The sequence below is a fragment of the Butyricicoccus pullicaecorum genome, from assembly GCF_002160355.1.
In the GTDB taxonomy this organism is placed as follows: Bacteria; Bacillota; Clostridia; order Oscillospirales; family Butyricicoccaceae; genus Butyricicoccus; species Butyricicoccus pullicaecorum.
Window position 1 is genome coordinate 1 of the sequence record NZ_NFKK01000017.1, and the last position, 25,410, is coordinate 25,410.

At 54.1% G+C, this 25,410-nt stretch carries 22 protein-coding genes and 2 pseudogenes; 19 read left to right on the plus strand and 5 right to left on the minus strand.

Annotated elements, in window-relative coordinates; all coding sequences use genetic code 11:
• Positions 1–46 precede the first annotated feature (46 nt).
• The 5 genes and pseudogenes from B5F17_RS11565 (at position 47) to B5F17_RS11580 (ending at position 6,617) form a co-directional block, all read left to right on the plus strand.
• The gene (locus tag B5F17_RS11565) at positions 47–1,177 is read left to right on the plus strand and encodes a zinc-ribbon domain-containing protein (RefSeq protein WP_087374016.1); all 1,131 of its coding nucleotides are present in this window, start codon (positions 47–49) and stop codon (positions 1,175–1,177) included.
• 608 nt (positions 1,178–1,785) lie between these two features.
• Positions 1,786–2,304 (plus strand): annotated as a pseudogene (locus B5F17_RS15330) (leucine-rich repeat domain-containing protein); the annotation flags it as partial.
• A 249-nt stretch (positions 2,305–2,553) separates the two neighbouring features.
• Complete coding sequence (locus tag B5F17_RS11570; protein WP_242968755.1) at positions 2,554–4,839, plus strand: S-layer homology domain-containing protein; 2,286 nt, start codon at positions 2,554–2,556, stop codon at positions 4,837–4,839.
• Between the two features lie 290 nt (positions 4,840–5,129).
• Positions 5,130–6,272, plus strand: coding sequence for a hypothetical protein (locus B5F17_RS11575; protein WP_087374020.1), 1,143 nt, complete (start codon positions 5,130–5,132; stop codon positions 6,270–6,272).
• Positions 6,273–6,443: 171 nt separating this feature from the next.
• Positions 6,444–6,617, plus strand: coding sequence for a helix-turn-helix domain-containing protein (locus B5F17_RS11580; protein ID WP_242968756.1), 174 nt, complete (start codon positions 6,444–6,446; stop codon positions 6,615–6,617).
• 64 nt (positions 6,618–6,681) lie between these two features.
• Here B5F17_RS11580 and B5F17_RS15335 read toward each other — a convergent pair whose 3' ends face one another.
• Positions 6,682–7,038 carry a tyrosine-type recombinase/integrase gene (locus tag B5F17_RS15335; RefSeq protein ID WP_143287731.1) on the minus strand — a complete coding sequence of 119 codons (357 nt, stop codon included), beginning with the start codon at positions 7,036–7,038 and terminating at the stop codon, positions 6,682–6,684.
• Between the two features lie 305 nt (positions 7,039–7,343).
• On the opposite strand from B5F17_RS15335, the gene B5F17_RS11590 reads away from it, so the two are divergent.
• The 6 genes from B5F17_RS11590 (at position 7,344) to B5F17_RS15340 (ending at position 12,901) form a co-directional block, all read left to right on the plus strand.
• Positions 7,344–8,063 carry a FadR/GntR family transcriptional regulator gene (locus tag B5F17_RS11590; protein WP_087374024.1) on the plus strand — a complete coding sequence of 240 codons (720 nt, stop codon included), beginning with the start codon at positions 7,344–7,346 and terminating at the stop codon, positions 8,061–8,063.
• A 250-nt stretch (positions 8,064–8,313) separates the two neighbouring features.
• Complete coding sequence (ilvD, locus tag B5F17_RS11595) at positions 8,314–10,029, plus strand: dihydroxy-acid dehydratase (RefSeq protein WP_164470517.1); 1,716 nt, start codon at positions 8,314–8,316, stop codon at positions 10,027–10,029.
• 50 nt (positions 10,030–10,079) lie between these two features.
• Entirely contained in the window at positions 10,080–11,441 is a 1,362-nt protein-coding gene (locus B5F17_RS11600) for a GntP family permease (RefSeq protein ID WP_087374028.1), read from the plus strand.
• A gap of 462 nt (positions 11,442–11,903) precedes the next feature.
• Positions 11,904–12,032: a hypothetical protein gene (locus B5F17_RS15245; RefSeq protein ID WP_275532129.1), complete on the plus strand. Its 129-nt coding sequence runs from the start codon at positions 11,904–11,906 to the stop codon at positions 12,030–12,032.
• Positions 12,033–12,314: 282 nt separating this feature from the next.
• Entirely contained in the window at positions 12,315–12,773 is a 459-nt protein-coding gene (locus B5F17_RS14715; RefSeq protein WP_162608169.1) for a DDE-type integrase/transposase/recombinase, read from the plus strand.
• The gene (locus B5F17_RS15340; protein WP_407922594.1) at positions 12,719–12,901 is read left to right on the plus strand and encodes an IS3 family transposase; all 183 of its coding nucleotides are present in this window, start codon (positions 12,719–12,721) and stop codon (positions 12,899–12,901) included. The genes B5F17_RS14715 and B5F17_RS15340 overlap by 55 nt, the downstream gene beginning before the upstream one ends.
• A 296-nt stretch (positions 12,902–13,197) precedes the next feature.
• Here the strand turns inward: B5F17_RS15340 and B5F17_RS15125 are convergent.
• Positions 13,198–13,296 (minus strand): annotated as a pseudogene (locus B5F17_RS15125) (AbrB/MazE/SpoVT family DNA-binding domain-containing protein); the annotation flags it as partial.
• Between the two features lie 549 nt (positions 13,297–13,845).
• On the opposite strand from B5F17_RS15125, the gene B5F17_RS11620 reads away from it, so the two are divergent.
• The 6 genes from B5F17_RS11620 to B5F17_RS11645 all read left to right on the plus strand — a co-directional run bounded on the left by B5F17_RS11620 (position 13,846) and on the right by B5F17_RS11645 (position 19,343).
• A complete protein-coding gene (locus B5F17_RS11620; protein WP_087374032.1) occupies positions 13,846–15,021 on the plus strand; it encodes an ABC transporter substrate-binding protein in 1,176 nt (391 codons plus the stop codon).
• A 172-nt stretch (positions 15,022–15,193) separates the two neighbouring features.
• Positions 15,194–16,075, plus strand: a complete 882-nt coding sequence (locus B5F17_RS11625) for a branched-chain amino acid ABC transporter permease (protein WP_016148577.1) — start codon at positions 15,194–15,196, stop codon at positions 16,073–16,075.
• A gap of 10 nt (positions 16,076–16,085) precedes the next feature.
• Positions 16,086–17,150: a branched-chain amino acid ABC transporter permease gene (locus B5F17_RS11630; RefSeq protein ID WP_087374034.1), complete on the plus strand. Its 1,065-nt coding sequence runs from the start codon at positions 16,086–16,088 to the stop codon at positions 17,148–17,150.
• A 1-nt stretch (position 17,151) separates the two neighbouring features.
• Positions 17,152–17,910 carry an ABC transporter ATP-binding protein gene (locus B5F17_RS11635; RefSeq protein WP_016148575.1) on the plus strand — a complete coding sequence of 253 codons (759 nt, stop codon included), beginning with the start codon at positions 17,152–17,154 and terminating at the stop codon, positions 17,908–17,910.
• A gap of 16 nt (positions 17,911–17,926) precedes the next feature.
• Complete coding sequence (locus B5F17_RS11640; RefSeq protein WP_016148574.1) at positions 17,927–18,637, plus strand: ABC transporter ATP-binding protein; 711 nt, start codon at positions 17,927–17,929, stop codon at positions 18,635–18,637.
• A 70-nt stretch (positions 18,638–18,707) separates the two neighbouring features.
• Positions 18,708–19,343 (plus strand): cytidylate kinase-like family protein, encoded by a 636-nt coding sequence (locus tag B5F17_RS11645; protein WP_087374036.1) that lies wholly within the window; start codon positions 18,708–18,710, stop codon positions 19,341–19,343.
• Between the two features lie 395 nt (positions 19,344–19,738).
• Here B5F17_RS11645 and B5F17_RS11650 read toward each other — a convergent pair whose 3' ends face one another.
• Entirely contained in the window at positions 19,739–20,518 is a 780-nt protein-coding gene (locus B5F17_RS11650; protein WP_016148572.1) for a ZIP family metal transporter, read from the minus strand.
• A 206-nt stretch (positions 20,519–20,724) separates the two neighbouring features.
• A complete protein-coding gene (locus B5F17_RS11655) occupies positions 20,725–22,074 on the minus strand; it encodes a citrate/2-methylcitrate synthase (RefSeq protein ID WP_242968757.1) in 1,350 nt (449 codons plus the stop codon).
• Positions 22,075–22,204: 130 nt separating this feature from the next.
• Here B5F17_RS11655 and spoIID point away from each other — a divergent pair, with 130 nt between their 5' ends.
• Together spoIID and B5F17_RS11665 are read left to right on the plus strand one after the other, a co-directional pair.
• Positions 22,205–23,242 (plus strand): stage II sporulation protein D, encoded by a 1,038-nt coding sequence (spoIID, locus tag B5F17_RS11660; protein ID WP_087374040.1) that lies wholly within the window; start codon positions 22,205–22,207, stop codon positions 23,240–23,242.
• 76 nt (positions 23,243–23,318) lie between these two features.
• Positions 23,319–24,119 carry a M23 family metallopeptidase gene (locus tag B5F17_RS11665; RefSeq protein ID WP_087374042.1) on the plus strand — a complete coding sequence of 267 codons (801 nt, stop codon included), beginning with the start codon at positions 23,319–23,321 and terminating at the stop codon, positions 24,117–24,119.
• Positions 24,120–24,541: 422 nt separating this feature from the next.
• On the opposite strand, the gene B5F17_RS11670 is transcribed toward B5F17_RS11665, so the two are convergent.
• On the minus strand, positions 24,542–25,357 hold the full coding sequence (locus tag B5F17_RS11670; protein WP_162608170.1) for a Cof-type HAD-IIB family hydrolase: 816 nt from the start codon (positions 25,355–25,357) through the stop codon (positions 24,542–24,544).
• Between the last annotated feature and the right edge of the window lie 53 nt (positions 25,358–25,410).

The window sequence follows — 25,410 nt, forward strand, 5'->3', positions numbered from 1 at the left end:
GCAGTATATCAACAAAATGTTGATTTTGTGATATAGGAGGGATTGGGTGAAAAAAACGCTGAGAGAGTTTTGCGACGAGAACGGGCAAAGTCAACTGCTTGAGCAATGGGACATACCGCGCAATCTTCCATTGACACCCGATCTTGTAACCTATGGCAGCAAGCGAAAAGTCTGGTGGCGTTGTAAGAAAGGCCACAGCTGGCAGGCGGCGGTATATACCCGAACCGGCAGCGGAACCGGCTGCCCGGTCTGCGCCGGTAAGGTGGCTCAAACGGGAGAGAACGATCTGGCCACGCTCTTTCCAGAACTGGCCTGCCAGTGGCATCCCATCAAAAACGGCTCCCTCACCCCGGAGCAGGTGCTCCCCGGCAGTCACCGGATGGTGTGGTGGATTTGTGAAAAAGGCCATGAGTGGCGGGCACAGGTCAAATCCCGCGTGGTTGGCTGTGGCTGTCCGGTGTGCGCCAACCGGGAAATACACCCTGCGGAAAACGATCTGGCTACCCAGTACCCCCGGCTTGCCGTCCAGTGGCACCCAACAAAAAACGGGGCGATCACCCCTGATACCGTTGCGCCGGGCACCACTCGTAAGGTGTGGTGGCGCTGTGAAAAGGGACATGAGTGGCAGGCCTCCGTAGCGTCCCGGACCTGCGGCGGCAGCGGTTGCCCCGTCTGCGCCGGGAAAAGGGTGATCGCTGGTGAAAATGATCTGGCCAGCCAGTTCCCGGCCATTGCAGCCCAATGGCATCCCAGCAAAAATGAAACACTGACCCCCCAGCAGGTCACGCCGAGTTCCAACCGGAAGGTGTGGTGGCGTTGCGAGAAGGGCCATGACTACCAGGCCGCAGTAGGAGCCCGCACCATGAGCGGCAGCGGCTGTCCTTACTGCGCCGGGCGGAAGGTTCTGCCCGGGTTTAACGATTTGGCAACACTGGAGCCGGAAGTGTCCCGGCAGTGGCACCCTACACTGAACGGCATCCTGACACCCGAGATGGTAACCGCGGGCTCCCATCGCAAAGTTTGGTGGGAATGTGACCAGGGCCATGCGTGGCAGGCGGCAATTTATTCCCGCACAGGACCGAAAAAATGTGGCTGTCCCATCTGTGCCGGGCGAATCAGCAAAAACCGCTTGGCTCGGTATCGTGCGGTAATGGCAAAGGAGGTGATGGGAGTATGACGGCGGAACAATCTTTGCTGGACTTAATGTCTATCCAAATGGGCTGTATGTACCTGTCCGATCTGCGGTTTTGTCACCGGAGCAGCGCCGGTATCTGGCACAAAGACTGGAGCGGCTGACACCCCGTGAGGATGATGTCCATGAATGGAATGATGCGCTGGACTACCTGACGGGTGCACCACCGGAGGACACGGCTCAGGCCGCAAAGGAGCGGCTTGTTCACTTGTTATCTTAGCCCTGCGGCGCAGGGATAGATAAAGCAACTTAAAGGAGGAGAAAACCAAATGAAACAACGAATACTAGCGACATTCTTAAGCCTGTGCCTATTGGTTGGATTGCTGCCCACGGTGGCCCTGGCGGAGGAGAGTCCTGCAAGTGAGACACAAGGAGAAGCCTCTGAGCAGCAAGCTACAGCGACGGACAGTACCCTTGAAACTACAACGGACCTTTTAAGCGGAAATAGCACAGATGGAACTATGTCTGGCACTTGCGGCGCCACCGAACAAGATAATGTTAGATGGACACTGAATAAAAACGGTGAAACTGTAACCATTGATGGAGAGCCAGAGGATGCATATACATTAACCATCTCTGGCACAGGAGCTATGATGGATTATTCTAATATTTCTTCAACTCCATGGGTAGATTTTAGGAGTGTCATTACGCATGTAGATTTGACTGAAGGGCTTACTACCATTGGCTCACGAGCCTTCTCTGCTACTGCGGTTACCACTTGTAGAATTTCATCTACAGTTCAAGAAATAAAAAATGATGCGTTTAGTTCCAGCAAGCTCGCTCATGTAGAGTTTGCTGCGCCCAGTAAACTTGAATCCATCGGAGCAGGTGCATTCTGGGGCACCTCTGAATTAAAAATGGCACTTGTTCTTCCAGATAGTTTGAAAACAATTGGTAATCTTGCATTCCAAAGATCAGGTATTACCAGTGTAAAATTTGGCGAGAACTTGAAGACTATTGGAGCAAGTGCATTTTGCTCATGCCCCAATTTGACAGGAGAAGTATACCTGCCAGATAGTTTGGAAAACTTGGGCAATTATGCCTTCAATACTTCTCCCATTACCTCAGTAAGAATAGGTCCCAATATTAAAACTTGGGGAGGATCGGTATTTAATCGTAGTACAACAAATCCAGAGAAAGTTCACCTGACAGATGGAAACGGTGTTTTGACTATCAGTGGTGGTGTCAACGAAAACACCGTCGTTAACAGCCAGTTTGCGGGTTTGGACTTCCACGCTGTACTGGTGAACGCCGGAAACGAACTAACATTTAAGTCTGGCTCCATGTCACATTACGGTACAAATATATATGCCCTTGTATTTTTGAAGGAAACGCTGCCGCAGATAGATAAAAACGCTTTTATGAATACATCTCCGACGGTTATCTATGGCATAAACAATGAAATTATATCTTGGAGTTCTACAGCAAGTCCTTGTCTTGCAGTCACCAACGGCGGCACCTTTGGGAAGGATACTGTCTTTGAAACTGGAACACTTGCCACCCCCACTAAGGACGGCGCAATTTTTGAGGGATGGTACACAAAGGATGGAACAGGTGATGACCGGGGTGAAAAGGTTACTGTCCCCTCAGCTGGACAGACCTACTATGCCAAGTGGATCGACCTTGGATTCTCGGACGTCTCCCTTCAGTATCAGGGAACACAAACTTTTGCCGCTCCTGATGGTGTGACATTCTCCAACTGGCAGTCCGAGGACTCTGGCATTGCCAGGGTGGTAGACGGAACCATCACTGCTGTTAACGTGGGCGAAACTACAATCACCGCAACAGCTACCTGCAATGGTAATGCGGCGGAAGTGTCCATTCCTGTAAAGGTCACTCCCCGTGTGCTTACATACACGCTGGCGGGCGGCGATACCGGCTCCGGCTCCATTACCTACAACTACTCGGGCGGTCATCACGCCCTGGCCGATTCCCTGACCTTTAAGTGGAAGGATGATCCCAATACAGTGGTTGAGCTGGAAGAAGGCACCGATATCAACTATACCTACACCGTTCCCAAAACCGATGAGACCCCGGATGGCGGAACGGCGCTCACCTATGATTATCTCCCCATGCCGGTGGGTAACTATGATAATGTGAAGTTCAACCTGCTGAATGAGAACTACACCTTCGGCCTGTCTGGTGGCGGCACCCACGACTATCTGGAGATCGATGTGCATGTGGTTGCCCAAGGTTCCCAGCGCGCCTATCTGGCTTCTGCCGCACCCAAGGCCGACCAGAACTTCGTCTATACCGGCCAGGGTGTGCTGCCCGTTGAGGGTACGCTGAATGCCTACGCAGACAACAGCACCAATTCCGACCCCGTTGATATTGGCACCTTTACCGTCAACATTGAGGGCCTGAACGATACTTCTTTCCACAGCGAGGTAAGCGGGATCTCTACTGGGACAGACCTGTCCTCCATCAGCGGCCTTACTCTGCCCACCAAGCCCGGCACTTACATCATTACCGCCAGTGCAGAGGGGAATGGATACTATCTGTACAAATCTCTCGTATTTACCATCAATAAGGCTACCGTTACTGTCAAGGCAGATGATCAGTTGGTCTATGTAGGCGATGAAATGCCGCAGTTCACCTATACTGTATCTGGACTGGTTGGTACGGACACTCTGAACGGAACGGTCTCGTTTGCTTGTGATGCAACAGATACCGATGAAGCAGGAACCTATCCGATCACCCCAAGTGGTGCAAATGTTCCGAATACGGAGCTTTATAATGATGACATTGAGTATGAAACCGGTACGTTGACCATTCGAAAGGGTTCTTCCAGCGGCGGCGCATCGCATCCGGAAGCAGGCAGTACTTCTTCCTCTTCGTCCTCTGATCGCTACGAGATCAGTAAGCCGTCCAATGTAGAAAATGGTTCGATCAAGATCAGCAACTCCAAGGCAGAGAAGGGCGACACAATCACGATTACCGTAACCCCGGATGAAGGTTATGAGTTGGACGAGCTGGCAGTCTATGATGAGGACGGCGACGAGATCGACCTTGAGGACGCGGGCGACGGTAAGTACACCTTCGAAATGCCCGAGGGTGAGGTTGAGATTGAGGCCTCCTTCGTTGCAATCGTTGAGGCACCCGAGGCTGATTTTGATGATGTGCCGGTAGATGCATGGTACGCCGAGGCTGTCCAGTATGTCTTTGCGAACAATCTGATGACCGGTGTGTCGGAGAATTCCTTTGCACCGAATGCGCAGATGAACCGCGCAATGGTCGCGCAGATTCTGTTCAATATGGAGCAGCCGTCCGACACCGAGGCGCCGGCAGCGTTCAGAGACGTAGATTCTGATGCTTGGTATGCCGAAGCCGTCAACTGGGCGGTTTGGCAGGGCTATATGAGCGGCTATGGTACGGGCAGTTTTGGTCCGAACGATGCGCTGACGCGTGAGCAGCTGGTAACGGTCCTGTGGCGTTACAGCGGCAGTCCGGTGACGGGGGATCCGGCCATGCTGAATACCTTCTCGGACGCTGCATTGACATCTGATTATGCGCAGCAGGCGATGATCTGGGCATACGATCAGGGTGTAATCGGCGGAAATGCAGATGGTACACTCAATCCGCGCGGTACCGCAACGCGTGCAGAAATTGCGCAGATTCTGATGAATTACTGTGAAAACGTCAAATAAATAACGTTCGCGCAAAGGGCTGGCCGTTTGGTCGGCCCTTTTTGCAGCGCAAGCTGGATGATTCCAAATCTAATAAATATGGCATGTTGACAAAACCAGTCTATTTTATAGGGGAAGAATTACGCAGCACATCCCTATTGTATTCCCAACAAATCTACACTTAAAAGTACATAAAATCATTCAAATACCTTCTTATTCCTATGTTATAGCACAGAAATAAGGGGGTATTTTTTTACACACAGATCAGACAGTTCAATAAACAATGTTTTAGCAAGAAAGGACTGTTTGATTTGAGTAAGATTGTGACAAGGAAAGCACGTTTTGAGTTAGAAGCAGATGGATTCTCCATCCATACATTTGAGATTTCCAGAAAACTGACAAAGAGTGAATGGGCTCACTGTAAAGAGAAACTGTACGATCAGAAGCAGGTTTCTTCCAAGATTTGTATTTATCAAGAGTCGAAAGGTGTATATCGAGTATCACAGTACGAACCATATGGTCTGCGTATCACGTTGGAGCACGCACACGATCAGGAGAACAGCCGCGGTTATTATGTACGCATGGTGGTCAATCCACGCAAAGTCATCGATCCAGATGCATCCTACATCGGTATTTTCCCACCTGAAAAGTCCAGTATCACTGAGCTACAAGCGGCGTTTCATGCACTTCTGAAGCCATCAGCTTTTAACGACCAGTTAGATGACTATTACCTTAGCCGGGTGGATCTGTGTGTTAATATGCGTTGCGATCATAAGAAGATATTTCGCGAGGTTGTCCGTGTATTGCGAAAACTGCCCACGCCTCCAAAGTACAAGCGCGTGTCCCGCAAAGAAAAGGACAAGAAAAAGGCGAACAAGTACAACAAGCACTACATCAAGTTTCAATGTGGTACCCATAGCCTCGTCATTTATGACAAGACTTACCAGGCAACCGAACAAGGTTTGCGGGTCGATTATGAGGATTTACCCGAGGGTGTGCTGCGATTTGAGGTACAGTATCAGCGTTCTGTATTACGTGGATTGGAAAAGAAGCTGGGTACCGATAACCCGAGTGAATTGTTATGGCACTTGATGCAGAAAAGTGAAAAACGTATCTGCAAGCACTTCGAGCAGTGCTTTGCTGATGTTCAGTTCTGCCAGATCGAGGAGATTGAGAAGCGGATTGTGGGTTCAAAATACGAAGATGGGACCAAGCAAATAATGCTGGAACTTGCCCATAGAATGCAGCGCAAGCAGTCGGTCGATCAGGTATTGGAGGAAATGCGATCAGAAGGCTTTTTGGTAGAAGATTTGCTCAGAAAGGTGCACAAGCTGGGGTTCAGTCCCATCCCATTGTGGAAGAATTTCTGTGCTCAGCAGATTCCCGGACCGGTGTCCTTGCTTCGGATGATTTCGGAAGGTGAGGTTGTGATTCCATACCAGAAAATAAAATAATCGTGCAATCACACTGGAATTTTGCGGAAATCGCAACGAATTATAAATTCAAATGGGTAACAGTGGTATAAGGTAAATGCAGATAGCACGCGATACGTACATCAATTTGAAAGATCGCAAATCGCGTTATTATGCTATGGGTTGCTTTAGAATGAGATAGGAGAATTATACATGAGTATGAATCGCTTGCTGAGCGTCAAGGAAGTTGCCGTGCTGCTCCAGACCAGCCGGGTGCAGGTGCGGCGCATGATTCAAAGCGGAGAGCTGGCTGCGCTCAAGGTCGGACGGGAATATCGTATCCCGCTCGCAGTTTTACAGGAATTTATACGAGCTGCGTTAGCGTAAAACATAGAATGATATAAAGATGGGAGGGTATTATGTGTAATCGCAGTTTAATTCAATACAAAAGTCAAGAAATCTGATTGCAGGTTTTGCAGAGTAGGGCTGGGAAATTGGGCGTTTTAGAGCGGTTTGCGGTACACTTTGTCGTGAATTTGTCGTAGTATTGTTGAAAGCAGACAATGCAGGCTGCAGTGCTATGTACACAGGTGTTTGCAGTGACTTCAATGTCGCGGCATCCGAGGTACTGCTGAATGGTGTAGATATCTAAACCATGCTGGCGCAATGCCGTGCCACAGGTATGCCACAATTCATGTGGGGACAGGCGCGGAATCTGAGAGGGGAGGGTATCCATGAATTTTGCAAAGGTTCTGGCGAAACCGTTTAGATCCCAAAGCTTTCCAACCGCGTTGGGGAATAGGTGCAAGATTTGGCACTATCAGGTATACATGCTTTGCCATAATAGAAATATGTCAACGGCTTTTCCACTCGAATTTTAAGCGCAGAAAGGATTCTTACATCCCTGATTTCTTCAGACTCAAGCGGTAAAAGCAAAGTGTACGCGTATTTTGAGGAGAAGCATGTGGACCACTATACAGTGCACTGTATGGTGCAAGAAATCAACTCTGTTTACCCCTTCTGGCAACTTGTCTGAACGATACCTTGCATTCCCAGCCAATCCAAGCTATAATCAGACCAACAATACCGCGCGGGATGAAGGAGGAGTTTCCCATGTATCAATACAAGGGCGAAGACAAGCCATCTGCGGTCGAACGCGCCATGGAGCAAATCATTCGCTACCTGATGGAGGAAGGACTGGGAGACGGCGAGCGTTTGCCCAATGAGCGCGAACTGGCCGAGCGTCTGGGGGTCGGAAGAAGCACGCTGCGCGAGGCACTCCAGCGTCTGACCACGCGCAATGTACTCGAAGTGCGGCGTGGTGTGGGCACCTTTGTCTCGTACAAGCACGGTGTCGCCGATGACCCGCTTGGATTTACCCTCATCCGCGACAAAGAGCGCCTGGCGCGCGATCTTTTGGAATTCCGCATCCTGATTGAACCGCGTGCAGCTGCACTTGCTGCCCTGCACGCAACCGATGCCGACATCGCCGAGCTGGATTTTCTATGTTCTTCGGTCGATGACCTCATCCGCTCGGGCGAACCGCACTTGGAACGCGACCAGGAGTTTCACACCTGCATTGCGCGGTGCGGCGGCAACATCATCATGCCCAAGCTGCTGCCCATCATCCACGGCGCAATCGGTCTGTTCATCGCGGAAACCGGCGGACAACTACGCGATGAGACCATCCGCACCCACCGTGCCATTTTCAATGCCATCCGTGCACACGATCCAGTAGCAGCCAACGATGCGATGTACCTTCATCTGATTTACAACCGCGACCGTCTGCAAGCTGATCCCATTTCGCGCGGCGGACGGTATGCGCCCAAATGATAAAACCCGATTTTTCGTACCCGGACAGTCGAGCACGTGTGCTCTGTCCGGGTTTTTTCGTGTTCAGACCAGCCCACTCGTTTTGTCCGCCTGTGGTCTGACCACCATCTGCATTTTCCCCAGTTGCATCTCTTCTATTTTATATAACAGGATGAAAATAATTTGTATATATTGACTTTATTTTAGTAATATTGTATGATTTCCGCAGAATTCAGATACGGAAAATGAAGTACAGAAGGAGTGTATTGGTATGATAAGTCAGGACATTCGCGCGATTGCTCCCGAGCAGGATCCGCTGCGCATGGGCATGGGCTGGACGGCAGAAGACCTGTCCAAGCCGCAGATCATGGTCGAGAGCACCTTCGGCGACAGTCATCCCGGCAGCGCACATCTGTTTGAACTGGTAGAGCGTGCGGTTGCCGGTGTCAACGAAACCGGCGGCAAGGCGGCACGCTACTTTGCGACCGATATCTGCGACGGCATGGCACAGGGTCACGACGGCATTAACTATTCTCTGGCCAGCCGCGATACCATCGCAAATCTGATCGAAATTCACGCAGGTGCAACCCCGTTTGACGGCGGTGTCTTTGTATCCAGCTGCGACAAGGCAGTTCCCGCGCATTTGATGGGCATTGGCCGCGTGAACATGCCGTCTATCCTGGTCACCGGTGGTGTGATGGACGCAGGTCCCGACCTGCTCACGCTCGAACAGATTGGTATCTATGCCGCGCAGTGCGCCCGCGGTGAGATCACCGAGGACAAGCTGACCTGGTACAAGCATCATGCCTGCCCGTCCTGCGGCGCGTGCTCTTTCATGGGCACGGCATCTACCATGCAGGTCATGGGCGAAGCGCTGGGTCTGATGCTGCCCGGTTCGGCACTCATGCCCGCAACCTGCACCGATCTGCGCGATGTTGCTTATCGTGCTGGTCAGCAGGTCATGGAACTGGCACGCATGGGACTCAAGCCCCGCGATATTGTCACCATGAAGTCGTTTGAAAACGCAATTATGGTGCATGCGGCAATCTCGGGCTCGACCAACTCTCTGCTGCACATCCCGGCCATCGCGCACGAGTTTGGTCTGGAACTTGACGCAGAGACCTTCGACCGTCTGCACCGCGGTGCGCATTACCTGCTCGACATCCGTCCGGCCGGCAAGTGGCCCGCACAGTATTTCTATTACGCCGGCGGTGTACCGCGCATCATGGAAGAGATTCGCTCTATGCTCCATCTGGATGTCATGACGGTCACCGGTAAGACGCTGGGCGAGAACCTGGACGAACTCAAGGCCAACGGCTATTACGACAAGTGCGACGCTTACTGCGCAGCGGTCGGCTGCAAGTGGCAGGATATCATCCGTCCCTTCGATCAGGCCATCGGCAAGGACGGTGCCATCGCCATCCTCAAGGGCAACCTCGCACCTGAAGGTGCAGTCATCAAGCACACCGCCTGCCCCAAGGAAATGTTCCGCGCGACACTCAACGCCCGCCCGTTTGACAGTGAGGAAAAGGCCATTCATGCCGTGCTGACTCACGCCATCAAGCCGGGTGACGCGGTATTCATCCGCTACGAAGGCCCCAAGGGCTCGGGTATGCCCGAAATGTTCTATACCTCCGAGGCCATTTCGTCGGACAAGGAACTCGGCCGTTCCATCGCTCTGATCACCGACGGTCGCTTCTCGGGCGCGTCCACCGGCCCGTCCATCGGTCATGTCTCTCCCGAAGCAGCTGACGGCGGCCCGATCGCTCTGGTTGAGGAAGGCGACCTCATCCATATCGATGTGATCGAGCGCAAGCTGGAAATCGTCGGCGTACAGGGTCAGCCCAAGACACCCGAAGAAATGGATGCCATCCTTGCCGCACGTAAGGCCGCATGGAAGCCCAAAGCACCCAAATACCCCTCCGGTGTCCTCAAGATCTTCTCTGAACACGCAGTCTCCCCTATGAAGGGTGGATACATGAAATAATGGTAAAAAAATACGGCAACAGAAACATTTGAAAGAGAGGTATCATCGTAATGGAAACTTTTGTTGCTGACCCCGCAAGATTGATCATCGCCGCACTGTGCGGCCTCGTACTCCTGTTGGTATTTATCATTAAGGTGAAATTCCAGCCCCTGATCGCCATTCTTCTCTCTGCTCTGGCCATCGGTCTGATTGGCGGTCTGCCGGTATCCATGATTGTGGATACGGTCAGCAAGGGCATGGGTGAGACGCTGAAGGGCATCGCGCTGCTCGTCGGTCTCGGTTCTATGTTCGGTGCGATTTTGGAAATCTCGGGCGGCGCAGAGCGCGTCGCCCTGACCATGATCCGCCGGTTCGGTGAAAAACGTGCGCCCTGGGCACTTGGCCTGACCGGTATGGTGGTCGCAATCCCGGTTTTCTTCGATGCCGGACTGATTATCCTGATCCCCCTTGCTTTTTCCATCGCACGTCGTGCTAAAAAGTCTACTTTATTCTTCGTTATTCCCCTGCTGGCCGGTCTGGCAGTCGGTCACGCCTTCATTCCGCCCACGCCCGGCCCGGTTCTGGTCGCCAACATTCTGGGTGTTGATCTCGGTCTGGTCATTGGCCTCGGCCTTGTCTGCGGTGTCTTTGCTATGATTCTCGCAGGCCCGGTATTCAGTCAGTTTTGCGGCAAAAAATTCGATGTACCCGTACCCGATCAGTATCTGAATGCACCCGAGTATGACGAGAGCAAACTCCCCTCTTTCGGCAGCGTCGTTGCCATTATTATGATCCCGCTGTTCCTCATTCTCATCAACTCGGTGCTCGGTGCCATCCCGGAAGGCACCGCGGTCGATATGCTCCGCCCGGTCTTCTCCTTCCTCGGCACTCCCTTCGTTGCACTGCTGCTCGCGACCATCGTTGCTATGTTCCTGCTCGGTGTCCGTCACGGCTATTCCCGTGAGGAGCTGGAAAAGGTCATGACTAAATCGCTCGAGCCGACCGGCCTCATCCTGCTGGTTACCGCTGGCGGCGGTGTCCTGCGCTACATGCTCCAGGACTCCGGCCTTGGCGATATCATCGGCAACGCTGTCGCTGTACTGCCCGTCCCGATCGTTGTCGTTGCTTTCCTGATTGCCCTCGCCGTTCGTATTTCGGTCGGTTCGGCAACCGTCGCGATGACCATGGCAGCCGGTATCGTCGCTTCCATGCCCGTCGTTGCGACCCTGTCCCCGCTGCATTTGGCCTGTCTGGTTATGGCCATCGCAGGTGGTTCCACCGCATTCTCGCACTTCAATGACTCCGGCTTCTGGCTGGTCAAGTCGCTGTGCAACCTGGATGAAAAGACCACCTTCAAGACCTGGACGATGATGGAAACCATTGTTGGTACCACCGGTTTTGTGGTCGCACTCATTATCTCCCTCATTTTTTAATTGCATTTAAATACCAATCCATCCTTTCGCCACCCTGTCCGCGCGTTCTGCGCGGGCGGGGTGGTTTTATTTTTTGTTTTAAGAGGCTCCATAGGATCCCCAAAAATCAGGCGTCCGCTACCCTCGCTTCTTTATCAGCACCATTTCATTATTGCAAGTGATACTTTCTGTAAAGATAAGTGAAGCCGCACGCAAAGGTGGCGTAGCACGGGCTACGATCAACCAGTGAGTACGTAACTATGAAGCGGATGGAGAGGAGGCATTTTGTTTCCTCAAAACCATGTATACAGCCTGGAATTAAAGAAGCAGGCTCTGGAGAAGTATCCGTCAGGCAAGGGAAGTCAGGTATTCATTTGCAGAAAGTATGGCATTCGCAATTGTAGACAGCTCATAACGTGGATAAAGCTGTATAATGCTCATGGAGACTTCAACTCTGTAAAACGATCAGGAGGCGAAAGCTACATGAAGCAAGGATGGGAAACGACACAGGAAGAGCGCATTCAAATTGCTAAGGATTGCATTGCAAGTGGGAAGAATTACGGAGAAATGACTCTAAAATATCAGGTGAGTTATCAACAGGTACGGACCTAGATACCTAGATTTGAGTAGATGGGGTAGCTGGGTTAGAAGATCAGTGAGGCCGCCGAAAAAAAGACCAAAGTCCCCGTACTGAACTGGAAAAGCCCAAATCGAAATCGAGCAACTCAAACACAGCTGTATCTGGCAGAAATGGAGAATGCTTTGCTAAAAAGATTGGACGAGATAGAAGGGAGAGATGCTTGGAAGAAGTGAGACAACGCCATATTTATCAAGCCGTTCATGAGTGCCACCAGGAGCAGGGTTTTCCCATTGAGGCAACCGGCAAGCTGTTCCATGTGGTCCGTTCCGCAGTATTTAGCTGAGAACTTGCTGGATTGCCAGTTCTATGCAGAAAAGCCGAATGAGAGATGGCTGACCGATGTGACCGAGTTCAAGTGGTATGAAGGTATCGAAGTACACAAGATCTATCTCAGTGCTATTCTGGACCTGTATGATCGGCGGATTGAGTCCTATGTCATTGGTGAACGCAACGATAACCCTCTCGTATTCAAGCCTTTTGACAAAGCGGTGAAGACAAATCCAACCGCTCACCCACTATTCCATAGTGACAGAGGCTTTCAGTATACAAACCGAACCTTCCACCACAAGCTCGTGCAGGCGGGGATGACACAGAGTATGTCCCGTGTGGCCCACTGCATTGACAACGGCCCTATGGAAGGTTTCTGGGGCATCTCAAAGTGGAGCGTTACTACGGCAGACGCTTTACCAACAAGAAAGAACTTGTCCAGATGATTAAACATTACATCTGCTATTACAACACCAGGAGAGTGCAGCGCAACCTGGGTGTCCTACCCCCGTGGAAAAGCACGAGTTGTATCTCGCTGCATAAAAAGCGGCCAGCAGCACATCTATGCTACTAGCCGGGAAAACTTTATATTTTTTTTACTGTCCTCTTGACGGGGAGCGGTTCATTTTCAACAGGGGGATCTTAATGAGATATTACGATTGGATTTGCTTAATTAAATGACATTGACCCGAAGGTCAGCCTCTTTTCCTGTTGTTCCGACATCATGAAAAGATACAGAATCATCACTTTTTGGCTAGATATGCGACAATTTTATAGAAAATCATCGGATATGTATCACCAACCCTGCCGTTTCGACAGATCAAGCATACCGAAGCAGAAGGCTTCCCACCATGTCAATGTGGTCTGTGACGGATCGCCCTCGCGGATGCGCATGGTCCGTCGGATCTCCTTGGGGATGACCACGCGGCCGAGGTCATCGATACGGCGTACAATGCCGGTTGCTTTCATATTTGGATCTCCTCCCAGAATCGGAATGTTCTTTACAAAGATTGTGATGGTAGTATTTGCACGGAGACAGCAAATATGTAAACGGCGGAACGAGGCGGGATTGACAAAAAACGGAAGGCGCGAAAAATGCTGGAAATATGGATGGTGTCCACGGATGGACGCAGTGTACACGGACGGCGGTCAGGCGAGGCGGCTGTCTACGAGCGGGAAGAGATACATTTTTGAGGGCACGACGCAAAAAAATCGGCCTGTTGTGCCTGCTCAGGCGGAAAACAGAAAATATTTTTGATGGAAGCAGAAACAACCAAAAAAATTGCGGTAAATTAAAAAATGCCCGAAAGACTGTGGTCTGTTTCAATGTCAGATTGACGAAAAGTGCTAATATTTTAGTGGGTAAAACTGTGAAAGCGACGAAAGTATAAAAAAGGAGAAAAAACATTATACATTTATAGAAAACAGGTGTATAATACAAGAAAGTTGTTCCATAAGGACAGATGTATTTCTGCTGGGGACGGCTGAACGCATCACCTAATGAGGGAGGATACTATGATGAAAAAGGCACTGAGTCTGTTCCTCGCAGCTGCGATGTGTGCTGGCATGCTGGCTGGCTGCGGCGGCGGTGCAGACACGAATGAGGCAACCAATGGCGACTCCGGCGAGAGCACTGCGGCAGCATTTAAGATTGGCGGCACTGGCCCGCTGACCGGCGACGCTGCAATTTACGGCAACGCAGTTAAGAACGGCGCACAGCTGGCAGTTGACGAGATCAACGCAGAGGGCGGCGTACAGTTCGAGCTCAAGATGGAAGACGATGAGAACGATCCTGAAAAGGCCGTTTCCGCATACAACGCACTCAAGGACTGGGGCGTACAGCTGTCCCTGGGTTCGGTTACCAGTAAGCCGGGCGAGGCTACCGCAACCGAGAACTTTGCAGACCGTATTTTCGCTCTGACCCCGTCGGCATCGGCTCCGGCTGTTACCGAGGGCAAGGACAACGTATTCCAGATGTGCTTCTCTGACCCCAACCAGGGTACTGCATCGGCAGAGTACATTGCCGACAACCAGATGGGCACCAAGATTGCAGTCATCTACAAGAACGACGATGTTTACTCCTCGGGTATCTACGAGAAGTTCAAGGCAGAGGCTGAGACCAAGGGCCTGAACATCGTTTCGACCACCACCTTCACTTCCTCCAGCGCAACCGACTTCTCGGTACAGCTGGGCGAGGCTAAGGCAGCTGGTGCAGACCTGCTGTTCCTGCCGATCTACTACCAGCCCGCATCTCTCATCCTGCAGCAGGCTAAGAGCATGGGTTATGCGCCCAAGTTCTTCGGCGTAGACGGCATGGACGGTATCCTGACGCTCGAGGGCTTCGATACCTCTCTGGCAGAGGGCGTTATGCTGCTGACTCCGTTTAACGCGGACGCAGAGGATGAGAAGACCCAGTCTTTCGTTACCAAGTACAAGGAACAGTTCGGCGATGTACCGAACCAGTTCGCAGCAGACGCATACGACTGCGTCTACGCATACAAGGCAGCCATCGAGGCATCGGGCGCAACGCCTGACATGTCGGCTGAGGAGCTGTGCGACCTGATGATTCAGACCTTCCCGACTCTGACCTTTGACGGTCTGACCGGTGAGGGCGTGACCTGGGATTCGACCGGTGCGGTCTCCAAGAGCCCCAAGGGCATGGTCATCCAAAACGGCGCTTATGTCGGTATGTAAAGCCAGAAAGTAAGAATGTACGAAATCCGCAGGGGAGGCAGCCGGCAGCATCAGCGCCCGGCGCTCCCCTGCGCTTTTTTGTTCCGCCTATGGTGCGGGGCGACGGCTCGCACGCTCGAACCTCCGCCCTGCATCATCGGCCATCCACTAGAGAAAGAATGAGGTGTATCGCATGACCTTCTTATCCTATCTGATCAGCGGTATCAGTTTGGGCAGCGTCTACGCAATCATCGCGCTGGGGTACACGATGGTTTACGGCATCGCAAAGATGCTGAACTTCGCGCACGGCGACGTCATCATGGTAGGCGCATACATATCCTTCTGTACGACGAGTTATCTCGGCCTGTCGCCGCTCGTATCCGTCCTGCTGGCCATCGTGGTCTGTACGGTACTGGGCATCGTCATCGAGCGGCTGGCCTACAAACCGCTGCGTCAGGCGCCCGCGCTGGCCGTCCTGATTACTGCAATCGGTGTGTCGTACTTCCTCCAGAATGCAGCGCTGCTCATCTGGGGTTCGAGCTCCAAGACCTTCTCGTCGGTTGTCGGTGACTGGTCGATCAAGCTCTTTAACGATCAGCTGACCATTACCGGTGTCACCATCGTCACCGTTCTGGCTTGTGTCGTTATCATGGTCGCTCTGACCCTGTTTACCACCAAGACCAAGCTCGGTACCGCCATGCGTGCGGTGTCTGAGGACAAGGGCGCAGCCCAGCTCATGGGCATCAGCGTCAACTCTACCATCTCGCTGACCTTCGCCATCGGTTCGGGCCTTGCTGCCATCGCAGGCGTTCTGCTGTGCTCGGCTTACCCGATGCTCATGCCGACCACCGGCTCCATGCCCGGTATCAAGGCATTCACCGCAGCCGTTTTCGGCGGTATCGGCTCCATCCCGGGCGCTATGATCGGCGGCATCCTGCTGGGCATCATCGAGATCTTCGCCAAGGCGTATATCTCCACCCAGCTGTCGGACGCTGTGGTCTTCGCCGTCCTGATCGTCGTCCTGCTCGTCAAGCCTGACGGCCTGCTGGGCAAGCGCGTGAGTGAGAAAGTGTGAGGTGAGCCAGATGAAACAGTCCAAAAATCTGCTGGCAGGCAAGCGCGATACCCTGATCTCGTTCGGTATCGTCATTGTCGCCTTCATTGTTGTTCAAATCATGATCATGACCGGCAGCATCACGTCGTCGCTCAAGGGTCAGCTGGTACCGATCTGTGCCTATATCGTCATGGCGGTCTCGCTCAACCTGACCGTCGGTATCCTGGGCGAGCTGTCGCTCGGCCACGCAGGCTTTATGTCGGTCGGCGCGTTCGCGGGCATTGTTGCTACGACCAGCCTGGCTGAGACCATTCCCTTCGCACCCCTGCGTCTGGCGATCGCCATGGTGATCGGTGCTGTCTGCGCTGCTATCGCGGGCGTCATCGTCGGCGTGCCGGTTCTGCGTCTCAAAGGCGACTACCTCGCCATCGTTACTCTGGCATTCGGTGAGATTATCAAGAATATTGTTGGTGTTCTGTACATCGGCCGCGACAGCAGCGGTCTACACTTCAGCCTCATCGAGCAGAAGTTTGAGCTGGCTGAGGGCGGTAAGATGATCATTAACGGCCCCATGGGCGTCAGCGGCGTCACCAAGATTTCTTCGTTCACCGCGGGCTTTGTGCTCATCCTCATCACGCTCTTTATCATCCTCAATCTGGTACATAGCCGCACCGGCCGCGCCATCATGTCGGTACGCGACAACAAGATCGCAGCCGAGAGCATCGGTATCTCGGTCACCCGCTATAAGCTGCTGGCCTTTGTCATCTCGGCAGCCTTCGCCGGTATGGCAGGTACGCTGTACGCCATGAACTTCTCGACCGTCACTGCGGCAAAGTTCGACTTTAACACCTCGATCCTCATTCTGGTCTTCGTCGTTCTGGGCGGCCTGGGCAATATCTGGGGTTCGATCATCGCGGCAGCCCTGCTGACCGTCCTGCCTGAGCTGCTGCGTGCGGTCAACGATTACCGTATGCTCATCTACGCGATCCTGCTGATCGTCATGATGATCTTCAACAACTCGGGCGTGAAGGAACGTCTGATGGAAAAGCGTGCGGCACGCCGCGCAGCAAAGCAGGTAAGTAAGGAGGGGCTCTGATATGGCAATGCTCGAAGTAACCAAGCTGGGCATCTCGTTCGGCGGCCTGCGTGCTGTTGACGAGCTGTCCATGAAGATTGAAAAGGGCGGACTGGTCGGCCTGATCGGCCCGAACGGCGCGGGCAAGACCACGGCGTTCAACATGCTGACCGGTGTGTACCGCCCGACCGACGGCGGTATCCGTCTGGACGGTCAGAACCTCGTCGGCAAGAAGCCGCACGAGATCTGCAAGATGGGCGTTGCCCGTACCTTCCAGAACATCCGTCTGTTCCCCAAGCTGACCGTGCTGGATAACGTCAAGGTCGGCCTGCACAATCAGGTTGGATACAGCCTGATCGAGAGCATGCTGCACCTGGGCAGCTACCGCAAGAAGGAGCAGGAGATGGACCGCCGCGCACTGGAGATTTTGAAGGTGTTCGACCTCGACCGCGAGGCGGGCAACCTGGCGGCCAACCTGCCGTACGGCAAACAGCGCAAGCTGGAGATCGCGCGCGCACTGGCGACCGATCCCAAGCTGCTGCTGCTCGACGAGCCGGCAGCGGGCATGAACCCCAACGAGACCGGTGAGCTGATGGACACCATCCGTCTGGTACGTGAAAAGTACGGCGTGACCATCCTGCTGATCGAACACGATATGAAGCTGGTTCAGGGTATCTGTGAGTATCTGTACGTCCTGAACTTCGGCAAGCTGCTCGCCGAGGGTACGCCCAAAGAGGTACTCAACGACCCGGCGGTCATCAAGGCCTATCTGGGCGACTAAAGGAGGGCTTTTACGCATGGCAATGCTTACGGTAGAAAACTTAAACGTATATTACGGCATGATCCACGCGCTCAAGGACGTGTCGTTTGAGGTCAATCAGGGTGAGATCGTCGCCCTGATCGGCGCCAACGGCGCGGGCAAGACCACCACCCTGCATACGGTCAGCGGTATGCTGCCGGCAAAGTCTGGCTCGGTCAAGTTCGAGGGCAAGGAGATCATCAAGACCCCGGGTCACCAGATCGTCAGCCTGGGCATGTCCCACGTGCCCGAAGGCCGCCGCGTGTTTGCCGGTCTGTCGGTTTACGAGAACCTCAAGATGGGTGCGTACACCCGTAAGGACAAGAAGGAAATCGCAGACACGCTGGAAATGGTCTACACCCGTTTCCCGCGCCTCAAGGAGCGTACCCGCCAGCTGGCCGGTACCCTGTCGGGCGGCGAACAGCAGATGCTTGCAATGGGCCGTGCGCTCATGGCACATCCCAAGATTATCCTGATGGACGAGCCGTCCATGGGCCTGTCTCCGCTGTTTGTCAGCGAGATCTTCAAGATCATCGAGGAGATCAACAAGCAGGGCGTTACCGTTCTGCTGGTCGAGCAGAACGCAAAGAAGGCGCTGTCTATCGCAAACCGCGCTTATGTCCTTGAGACCGGTAAGATCGTCAAGGAAGGCAATGCGCGCGACCTGCTCAACGATGAATCCATCAAGAAGGCATACCTGGGCGAGTAATCCGCCTTGCACCGAGGCTTTGACCCTGTTACAATAAAGGGTAGGATAAACCAAAGGGGGCGTTATCTCTATGGAAAAAACGATCATCACCATTGCGCGTCAGTATGGCAGCGGCGGCCGCACGGTCGGTAAGATACTGGCAAAGCGTCTGGGCATTCCGTACTATGACCGCGAGATCATCGAGATGGCCGCAGAGGACAGCGGTATCAATGCCGTACTGTTCCAGGATGAGAAAAAGCTGCACAGCCTGCGCGCTCTGCTTGGCGGCGGTTATCAGGGCAATAAGCTGCTCTCGCCCGAGAGTGCGGGCTTTACCAAGGACGATAATCTGTTCAACTATCAGGCCAAGATCATTCATAAGCTGGCAGATGAGGGCTCGTGCGTGCTGATTGGCCGCTGCGCCGATCACGTTCTGCGCGACACACCGGGTGTTATCAGCGTGTTTGTCCACGCGCCGGCTGATTTCTGCTTGCAGGAGGCAATGAAGGTCAATAGCCTGCCCGAACGCGAAGTGGAAAAGCTGATTGCCAAGACCGACGATTACCGCGCAAGGTACTATAAGTACTATACCGGCAAGGAGTGGAAGGACGCGAAGAACTACGACCTTTCGCTTAATAGTAAGAAGCTGGGCTTTGAGGGCACCGTAGAGGCGATTTTGGCTTATATTGAGGTGCGTAAGCGCTTCGATCCGGCATTTCAGGACTAAGGGGTAAATGATTCCCGCCCCGTGGGCGAAATGAAGCTTTCGCTCAAGCCTTTCTCGAAAGGCTTGCGGAGTCTTGAGGCAGAGCCTCAAGTCGCGTCCCGCAGGACGCGAAATCCCTTTTTGATTTTCGCGCATGCGAAAATCAACTAAAATGAAAAATAAAAGCGCCGTCCGCAGACGGCGCAATCTCTTGGAAAGACCGTCCGAAGGGACGGTCTTTCCTTTTTTGTTTGTTTGAATTGAAACCCGGGGCGGACACCGGGTTTCAAAAAGGGAGTTTCGCTCGCTGCGGCGAGCGACCAGGTTCCACCTGGACGGGCCAGCCTGCGCGGCTGGATCGCGCCGGGCCTCAGGCCCGGACCCGTTTTCGCCTGCGGGCGGGTTTGGTGCGGTGGTTAGCCGAGGGCGACATCCAAAATCATCATCAGCACAAATCCAACCGCAAAGCCAATCGTACTGATATTACTATGCTCACCCTCTGAAGCCTCAGGAATCAGCTCCTCAACTACGACATAAATCATCGCGCCCGCAGCAAAGGACAGGAAATAGGGCAAAATCGGGGTCATAACCGACGACAGTGCGATGGTGATTGCCGCCGCAATCGGCTCCACAACACCCGACAGCGTGCCGTAGACAAATGCGCGGGAACGGCTCATTTCACCGGCGCTGCGCAGGGGAAGCGAGATAATCGCACCCTCGGGGAAGTTCTGGATAGCAATGCCGATGGACAGAGCGAACGCACCGGCGAGGGTCAGGGTGGTATTCTGCGCCATCAGACCGGCAAAGACCACACCGACGGCCATACCCTCGGGGATATTGTGGATGGTGACGGCGAGCACGAGCATGGTGGACTTGCGCAGCTGGCAGGCGGGGCCTTCTGCGACCGAACTTTCCAGATGCAGATGAGGGATCAGGTGGTCGATGAGCAGCAGGAAAGCGATACCGGCCAGAAAGCCGACGGCGGCGGGGATGAAGGCCAGCTTGCCCATATCTTCAGACTGCTCCATCGCAGGGATGAGCAGCGACCAGATGGAGGCGGCCACCATAACGCCCGAGGCGAAGCCCAGCAGGCCTTTTTGCAGTTTGACGGGAAAGGCATCGCGCAGGAAGAAGACGCAGGCAGCACCCAGCGTGGTGCCGAGGAAGGGAATGAGTAATCCGACGAAGGTTTGCATACAAAGCTCCTTTCCAAATGACGGGACCGTCATTGATAATCTATCTTAATGTTAGCATAAACTAACATTTTGATTTTGTCAATCTAAAATATGCAGAAGGAGCGAGAAAAAGCCCGGAACGTGCGTGCGTTCCGGGCAAATTTTTTGCGATGCCACAAGGGCGACACAGACCCCGCATGTTTGCGCGGGCTGTGCGTATAATGAGATTATCCCCGTTCGTCGATGGGGATGTAGGGCGCGGACTTGGAGAGCGCCTTGTACGCCGGACGGATGATACGTCCGCCGAATGCGACTTCCTCCATGCGGTGTGCGATCCAGCCGACGATACGAGCGGTTGCGAACAGCGGGGTGAACATTTCCTGCGGGATGCCCAGCATTTTGTAAACCAGACCGGAATACAGGTCGACGTTTGCGCACATGACCTTGGAATCCATGCCGCGGGACTCGGCAAAAGCAGCCGGGGTCAGGCGCTCGACGGTCTCGATGAGGTTGAACTCGTCGAGATAACCCTTCTTTTCGGCCAGCGGGCGTGCAGCCGCCTTGAGCGAGACCGCACGGGGGTCGCTCAGGGTGTAGATGGCGTGACCCATACCGTAAATCAGACCGCTGTGGTCACCGGCCTCACCGGCGAGGATACGCAGCAGGTACTGATAGACCGCGTCCTGATCGCTCCAGTCGGTGACGTGCGCCTTGATGTCGTCGAACATCTGGACGACCTTGAGGTTTGCACCGCCGTGACGGGGGCCCTTGAGCGAGCCAACCGCAGCGGCAATCGCCGAGTATGTATCGGTGCCCGAGGACGAGACCACGTGCGCGGTAAATGCCGAGTTGTTACCGCCGCCGTGCTCTGCGTGAATAATCAGGCAGCGGTCGAGCAGCTTGGCTTCGTCGTCGGTGAACGAGCCGTCCGGACGGATGAGGCGCAGGATGTTTTCGGCCGTGGACAGCTTGGGGTCGGGCTCGTGCAGGAACATCGACTTGCCCTCAAAGTAGCGGCGGCGTGCCTGATAGGCGTGGGAGATGATGACCGGGAACTTGGCCATCAGACCGATGCCCTGACGCAGGATGTTCTCGGTCGAGATATCGTCCGGGGTGGGGTCGTAGGAGTAGAGCGCGAGGGTTGCGCTTGCGAGCTTGTTCATGATGTCCGGGCTGGGCGCACGCATGATCATGTCCTCGGTGAAGTTGTCGGGCAGGGAGCGTGCCTCGCCGATCATTGCCGTGAAGAGGCTGAGCTGCTCGCGGGTGGGCAGACTGCCGGACAGCAGCAGGTAGCCGACTTCACCAAAACCGAAGCGGTTCTCGTGCTCGAAGGCATAGAGCAGGTCGTACAGATCGATGCCGCGGTAGGTCAGCTTGCCCTCGATGGGTTCGCGCTCACCTTCGTTGAGCAGGTAGCCATGAACGTTACCAAGACGGGTGATACCGGCCATAACGCCTGTGCCGTCCGCGTTTCGCAGGCCGCGCTTGACATTGTACTTTGAGAAGGTATCCTTTTTGACCTGATGCAGCGGACGCAGCTGTTCACAGATCGTATGGATCGTTTCAGGGTCCATATTTTTCATCTGGTTGACCATGGCAAAATCCCCTTTTCTTAGAAAAACTATATGAATCAATATTACTATTATCCTGCAAAGTTGTCAATGTGTTAAAGTTAAAAATCGTGAAGTCAGGAGGGCGGAAAAAATGAGGAAAGTGCTGGTGATTGGACTACTTCTCACGGCTGTGATCTATATACTTCCGGTGTTTTGCGGACTTTTAGAGCAGGAAGAGCCCTTGTCAATCCCGCAAGAGAGCGTTGCAGCGGATGCAGAAATCACCGAGAGCCCGCCGGCAGAGGGCGAACAAACGGTAACCGGCGAGTCGATTGTTGCAAATGGAGAAATCACCGTCCTGGTGGACGGCGAAGCACGGACGATGAAACTGGAAGATTATGTGGTAAGCGTGGTCGCGGGCGAGATTTCGCCCGATTTTCCAACCGAAGCCATCCGCGCCCAGGCGGTCGCTGCCCGTACTTACGCACTCTATAAACAAAAGACCGGCAGACCGGCACAGCATGAAGAGGCTGATGTGTGCGACGACCCGGCGCACTGTGCCGCCTTCGTCGACCTCAAAACCGAAGCCGCAGCGCGCTGGGGCGAGCAGGCGGATACAGCCCAGGACGTCATCCGGCAGGCAGTCGAGGATACAGCAGGTCAGGTACTGACCTACGAGGGTGAGCCCATCGTCGCAGTGTTCAGCTCTGCGGCGGGTGAAAAGACCGAACGCGCGGTCGACGTGTGGGGCAGTGACATTCCCTACTTGCAGTCGGTAGACAGTCCGGGCGGCGAGGCCTGCCCCAAGTATTACGACGCGGTCGTGCTGACCGCGGACGAGATTCGCGCACGCGCAGAAAAGACCCTGCCCTCAGCCGACCTGTCGGGCGACCCGTCGGGCTGGTTCAAGGCTTCCGAGCGCAGCGAGGCGGGCGGCATTGTGCGCATGAAGTTCGGCGGCGTGGAGGTCAAGGGAACGGTCATGCGCACGCTGTTGGGGCTCAATTCCACCAATTTTACGGTCAAGATCGACGGCAATACCCTGACCTTTACCACCACCGGCTACGGTCACGGCGTGGGACTGAGCCAGTGGGGCGCAAAGTATAGCGCCGAGCAGGGACAGACCTACGACGAGATTCTGGCACATTACTATCCGGGTACGACTTTGACCACGATTTCGACAGAATAACCGGTCGATTTCTTCGCGAAAACCCGGTATAAACCGGCGCAGCCCAGCCGATACTATCCCCGGAGGTGTTCAGAGTATGCGCAAGCAGGGATATACCGGTCAGGCGAACAAGTCCGACCGCAGTTTCTATGTCATTTTATCCATCTGTCTGGTTGTCATCGCGGTTTCCAGTTATGTCCTGTTCTTTTCGGCAAGGGAGAGCGACCAGACCGACCAGACGGTTTATCTGCCGTCGAGCAGCGATACCGCCGTGCAGACCCCGGTTGCTGTGCCCGACGTGGATATACCCGCCGAGCCGACCGAACCGACGGTGCAGCCTGAGCCAGAGCCCGAACCCGAGGCAGCGCCCGAGGCCGAGCAGCCCAAGGAGGAGACCGCAGCCGAACAGCTTGCACCCATCTGGGTCAGACCGGTAGACGGTGAGGTGCTCAAGGCGTTCTCGGGCGATACGCTGGTCAAGGACGAGACCATGGGCGACTGGCGGGTACACACAGGAACCGATTATGCCGCCCAGTCAGGAATGCGTGTGTATGCCGTGTCGGACGGCACCGTCGAGCGGGCTGAGGTCGACGCACAGTATGGCGGTACGGTTGTCATCAACCTGACCGACGGCAAACAGGCCGTGTATCAGTGCCTGGCCGAGGATTTGAAGGTCAGTGCAGGCGATAACGTGCGTGCGGGTGATGTAATCGGTACGGTGGGAACAATCGGCTACGCAGAGTCCGGACAGGAAAGTCACCTGCATTTGGAATTATATGCGAATGGTGAAGCGATTGACCCGGAACAGGTTCTGGGCGTGAGTGAAGAGACTGTGGCGGAAGAGGATAGTGCAGTCGACGTCAGTCAGCCGCAGGATGGGATTTATGCAGAAGAATAGCACCGCACCAAACAATGAAGCTTTCGCCGGCCTTTCTCGAAAGGCCGCGGGTTCTCAGGGCAGAGCCCTGAGTCGCGCTCCGCAGAGCGCGAAACTCCCTTTTGATTTTCGCTTTTGCGAAAATCAACCAAAAAGAACAAAAAAGCGCGTCCGCAGACGCGCAATACTTCGCGCACAAAGTGCGCTCATGGAAAAGACCACCCAAAAGGGTGGTCTTTTCAGAGAATTTCGCTCGCTGCGGCGAGCGATTTTTTTGATGTTTGAATTGAAACCCGGGCCGGACACCGGGTTTCAAGAGGGGATTTCGCGTCCTGCGGGACGCGACTTGAGGCTCTGCCTCAAGACTCCGCAAGCCTTTCGAGAAAGGCTTGAGCGAAAGCTTCATTTCGCCTGCGGGCGGGACGAAAGACACGTGCGTCGTTTTACTCTCTCTCAAAGATATAATGTTCACACATATCGGCGAACGCGCCCTCGTGTGCCGGACAGCACACGTAATCAGCGTGCGCTTTGGCGGTATCGGTACCATCTGCCGGACAAGCTGACGTACCGGCCGCATCCAACAGCTGAATATCGTTTTCATTATCTCCGATTGCCAATGTCCGCGCAGGGTCAATCCCGAGCGTCTCACACAGCGCGGTCAATGCCGTGCCCTTACTGATGCCACGTGCGTAGCAGTCGATGTAGTTATCGTGGCTACGATGCCACTGATAGCGCGGGTCGGTGTCTGCGGTCAGGATGGGCAGGGCGCGGTCGATGTCCTCAAACGGTGCATTGAGCACGATCTTATTCATGGGTTTATAGATAATGGTCTTGAGGTCAGGAACTTCAACGAGCGGATAGCACAGCAGGCGCGCTTCGTTTTCCAGCAGTGCCGTGCGGCGCGAGACGTACAGCTTGCCGTCCATCGGCAGGACGAAGGACAGACCAAGATCTACATAGCGGTCAAAAATCTCGCACAGCGTCTGGATGGATAACATGCCGGTCATCTGGTTTTCGCGGGTGGCGATCGTGTATACACCGGCACCGCCCGAGTGAATAATATGGGTGAAGTCATCCCAGAGATTCAGACGGTCGAGCGCCGGGACAACGGCGTCTAGTTCGCGGCCGGTTGCAATGGCACAGCGGATGCCCTGAGCTTTCAGGCGGTGCAGCGCATCGCGGTCACGGTCACAGATATTTTCCCGATCGTAGAACAGTGTACCGTCCAGATCGGTCACGACAAAATCAAAGCAAGACATGATGGCAGAGTCCTCCGAATACAGCGTATTTGCATCTGTTCCCATCATACAGG

What these genes read in the sequence shown, in the direction of transcription:
- B5F17_RS11570 (WP_242968755.1), top strand. Translation starts at nt 2,554, where the DNA reads ATGAATACATCTCCGACGGTTATCTATGGCATAAACAATGAAATTATA.
- B5F17_RS11580 (WP_242968756.1), top strand. Translation starts at nt 6,444, where the DNA reads ATGAGTATGAATCGCTTGCTGAGCGTCAAGGAAGTTGCCGTGCTGCTC.
- B5F17_RS11590 (WP_087374024.1), top strand. Translation starts at nt 7,344, where the DNA reads ATGTATCAATACAAGGGCGAAGACAAGCCATCTGCGGTCGAACGCGCC.
- ilvD (WP_164470517.1), top strand. Translation starts at nt 8,314, where the DNA reads ATGATAAGTCAGGACATTCGCGCGATTGCTCCCGAGCAGGATCCGCTG.
- B5F17_RS11600 (WP_087374028.1), top strand. Translation starts at nt 10,080, where the DNA reads ATGGAAACTTTTGTTGCTGACCCCGCAAGATTGATCATCGCCGCACTG.
- B5F17_RS15245 (WP_275532129.1), top strand. Translation starts at nt 11,904, where the DNA reads ATGAAGCAAGGATGGGAAACGACACAGGAAGAGCGCATTCAAATTGCT.
- B5F17_RS14715 (WP_162608169.1), top strand. Translation starts at nt 12,315, where the DNA reads ATGTGGTCCGTTCCGCAGTATTTAGCTGAGAACTTGCTGGATTGCCAG.
- B5F17_RS11620 (WP_087374032.1), top strand. Translation starts at nt 13,846, where the DNA reads ATGAAAAAGGCACTGAGTCTGTTCCTCGCAGCTGCGATGTGTGCTGGC.
- B5F17_RS11625 (WP_016148577.1), top strand. Translation starts at nt 15,194, where the DNA reads ATGACCTTCTTATCCTATCTGATCAGCGGTATCAGTTTGGGCAGCGTC.
- B5F17_RS11630 (WP_087374034.1), top strand. Translation starts at nt 16,086, where the DNA reads ATGAAACAGTCCAAAAATCTGCTGGCAGGCAAGCGCGATACCCTGATC.
- B5F17_RS11635 (WP_016148575.1), top strand. Translation starts at nt 17,152, where the DNA reads ATGGCAATGCTCGAAGTAACCAAGCTGGGCATCTCGTTCGGCGGCCTG.
- B5F17_RS11640 (WP_016148574.1), top strand. Translation starts at nt 17,927, where the DNA reads ATGGCAATGCTTACGGTAGAAAACTTAAACGTATATTACGGCATGATC.
- B5F17_RS11645 (WP_087374036.1), top strand. Translation starts at nt 18,708, where the DNA reads ATGGAAAAAACGATCATCACCATTGCGCGTCAGTATGGCAGCGGCGGC.
- B5F17_RS11650 (WP_016148572.1), bottom strand. Translation starts at nt 20,518, where the DNA reads ATGCAAACCTTCGTCGGATTACTCATTCCCTTCCTCGGCACCACGCTG.
- B5F17_RS11655 (WP_242968757.1), bottom strand. Translation starts at nt 22,074, where the DNA reads ATGGACCCTGAAACGATCCATACGATCTGTGAACAGCTGCGTCCGCTG.
- spoIID (WP_087374040.1), top strand. Translation starts at nt 22,205, where the DNA reads ATGAGGAAAGTGCTGGTGATTGGACTACTTCTCACGGCTGTGATCTAT.
- B5F17_RS11665 (WP_087374042.1), top strand. Translation starts at nt 23,319, where the DNA reads ATGCGCAAGCAGGGATATACCGGTCAGGCGAACAAGTCCGACCGCAGT.
- B5F17_RS11670 (WP_162608170.1), bottom strand. Translation starts at nt 25,357, where the DNA reads ATGTCTTGCTTTGATTTTGTCGTGACCGATCTGGACGGTACACTGTTC.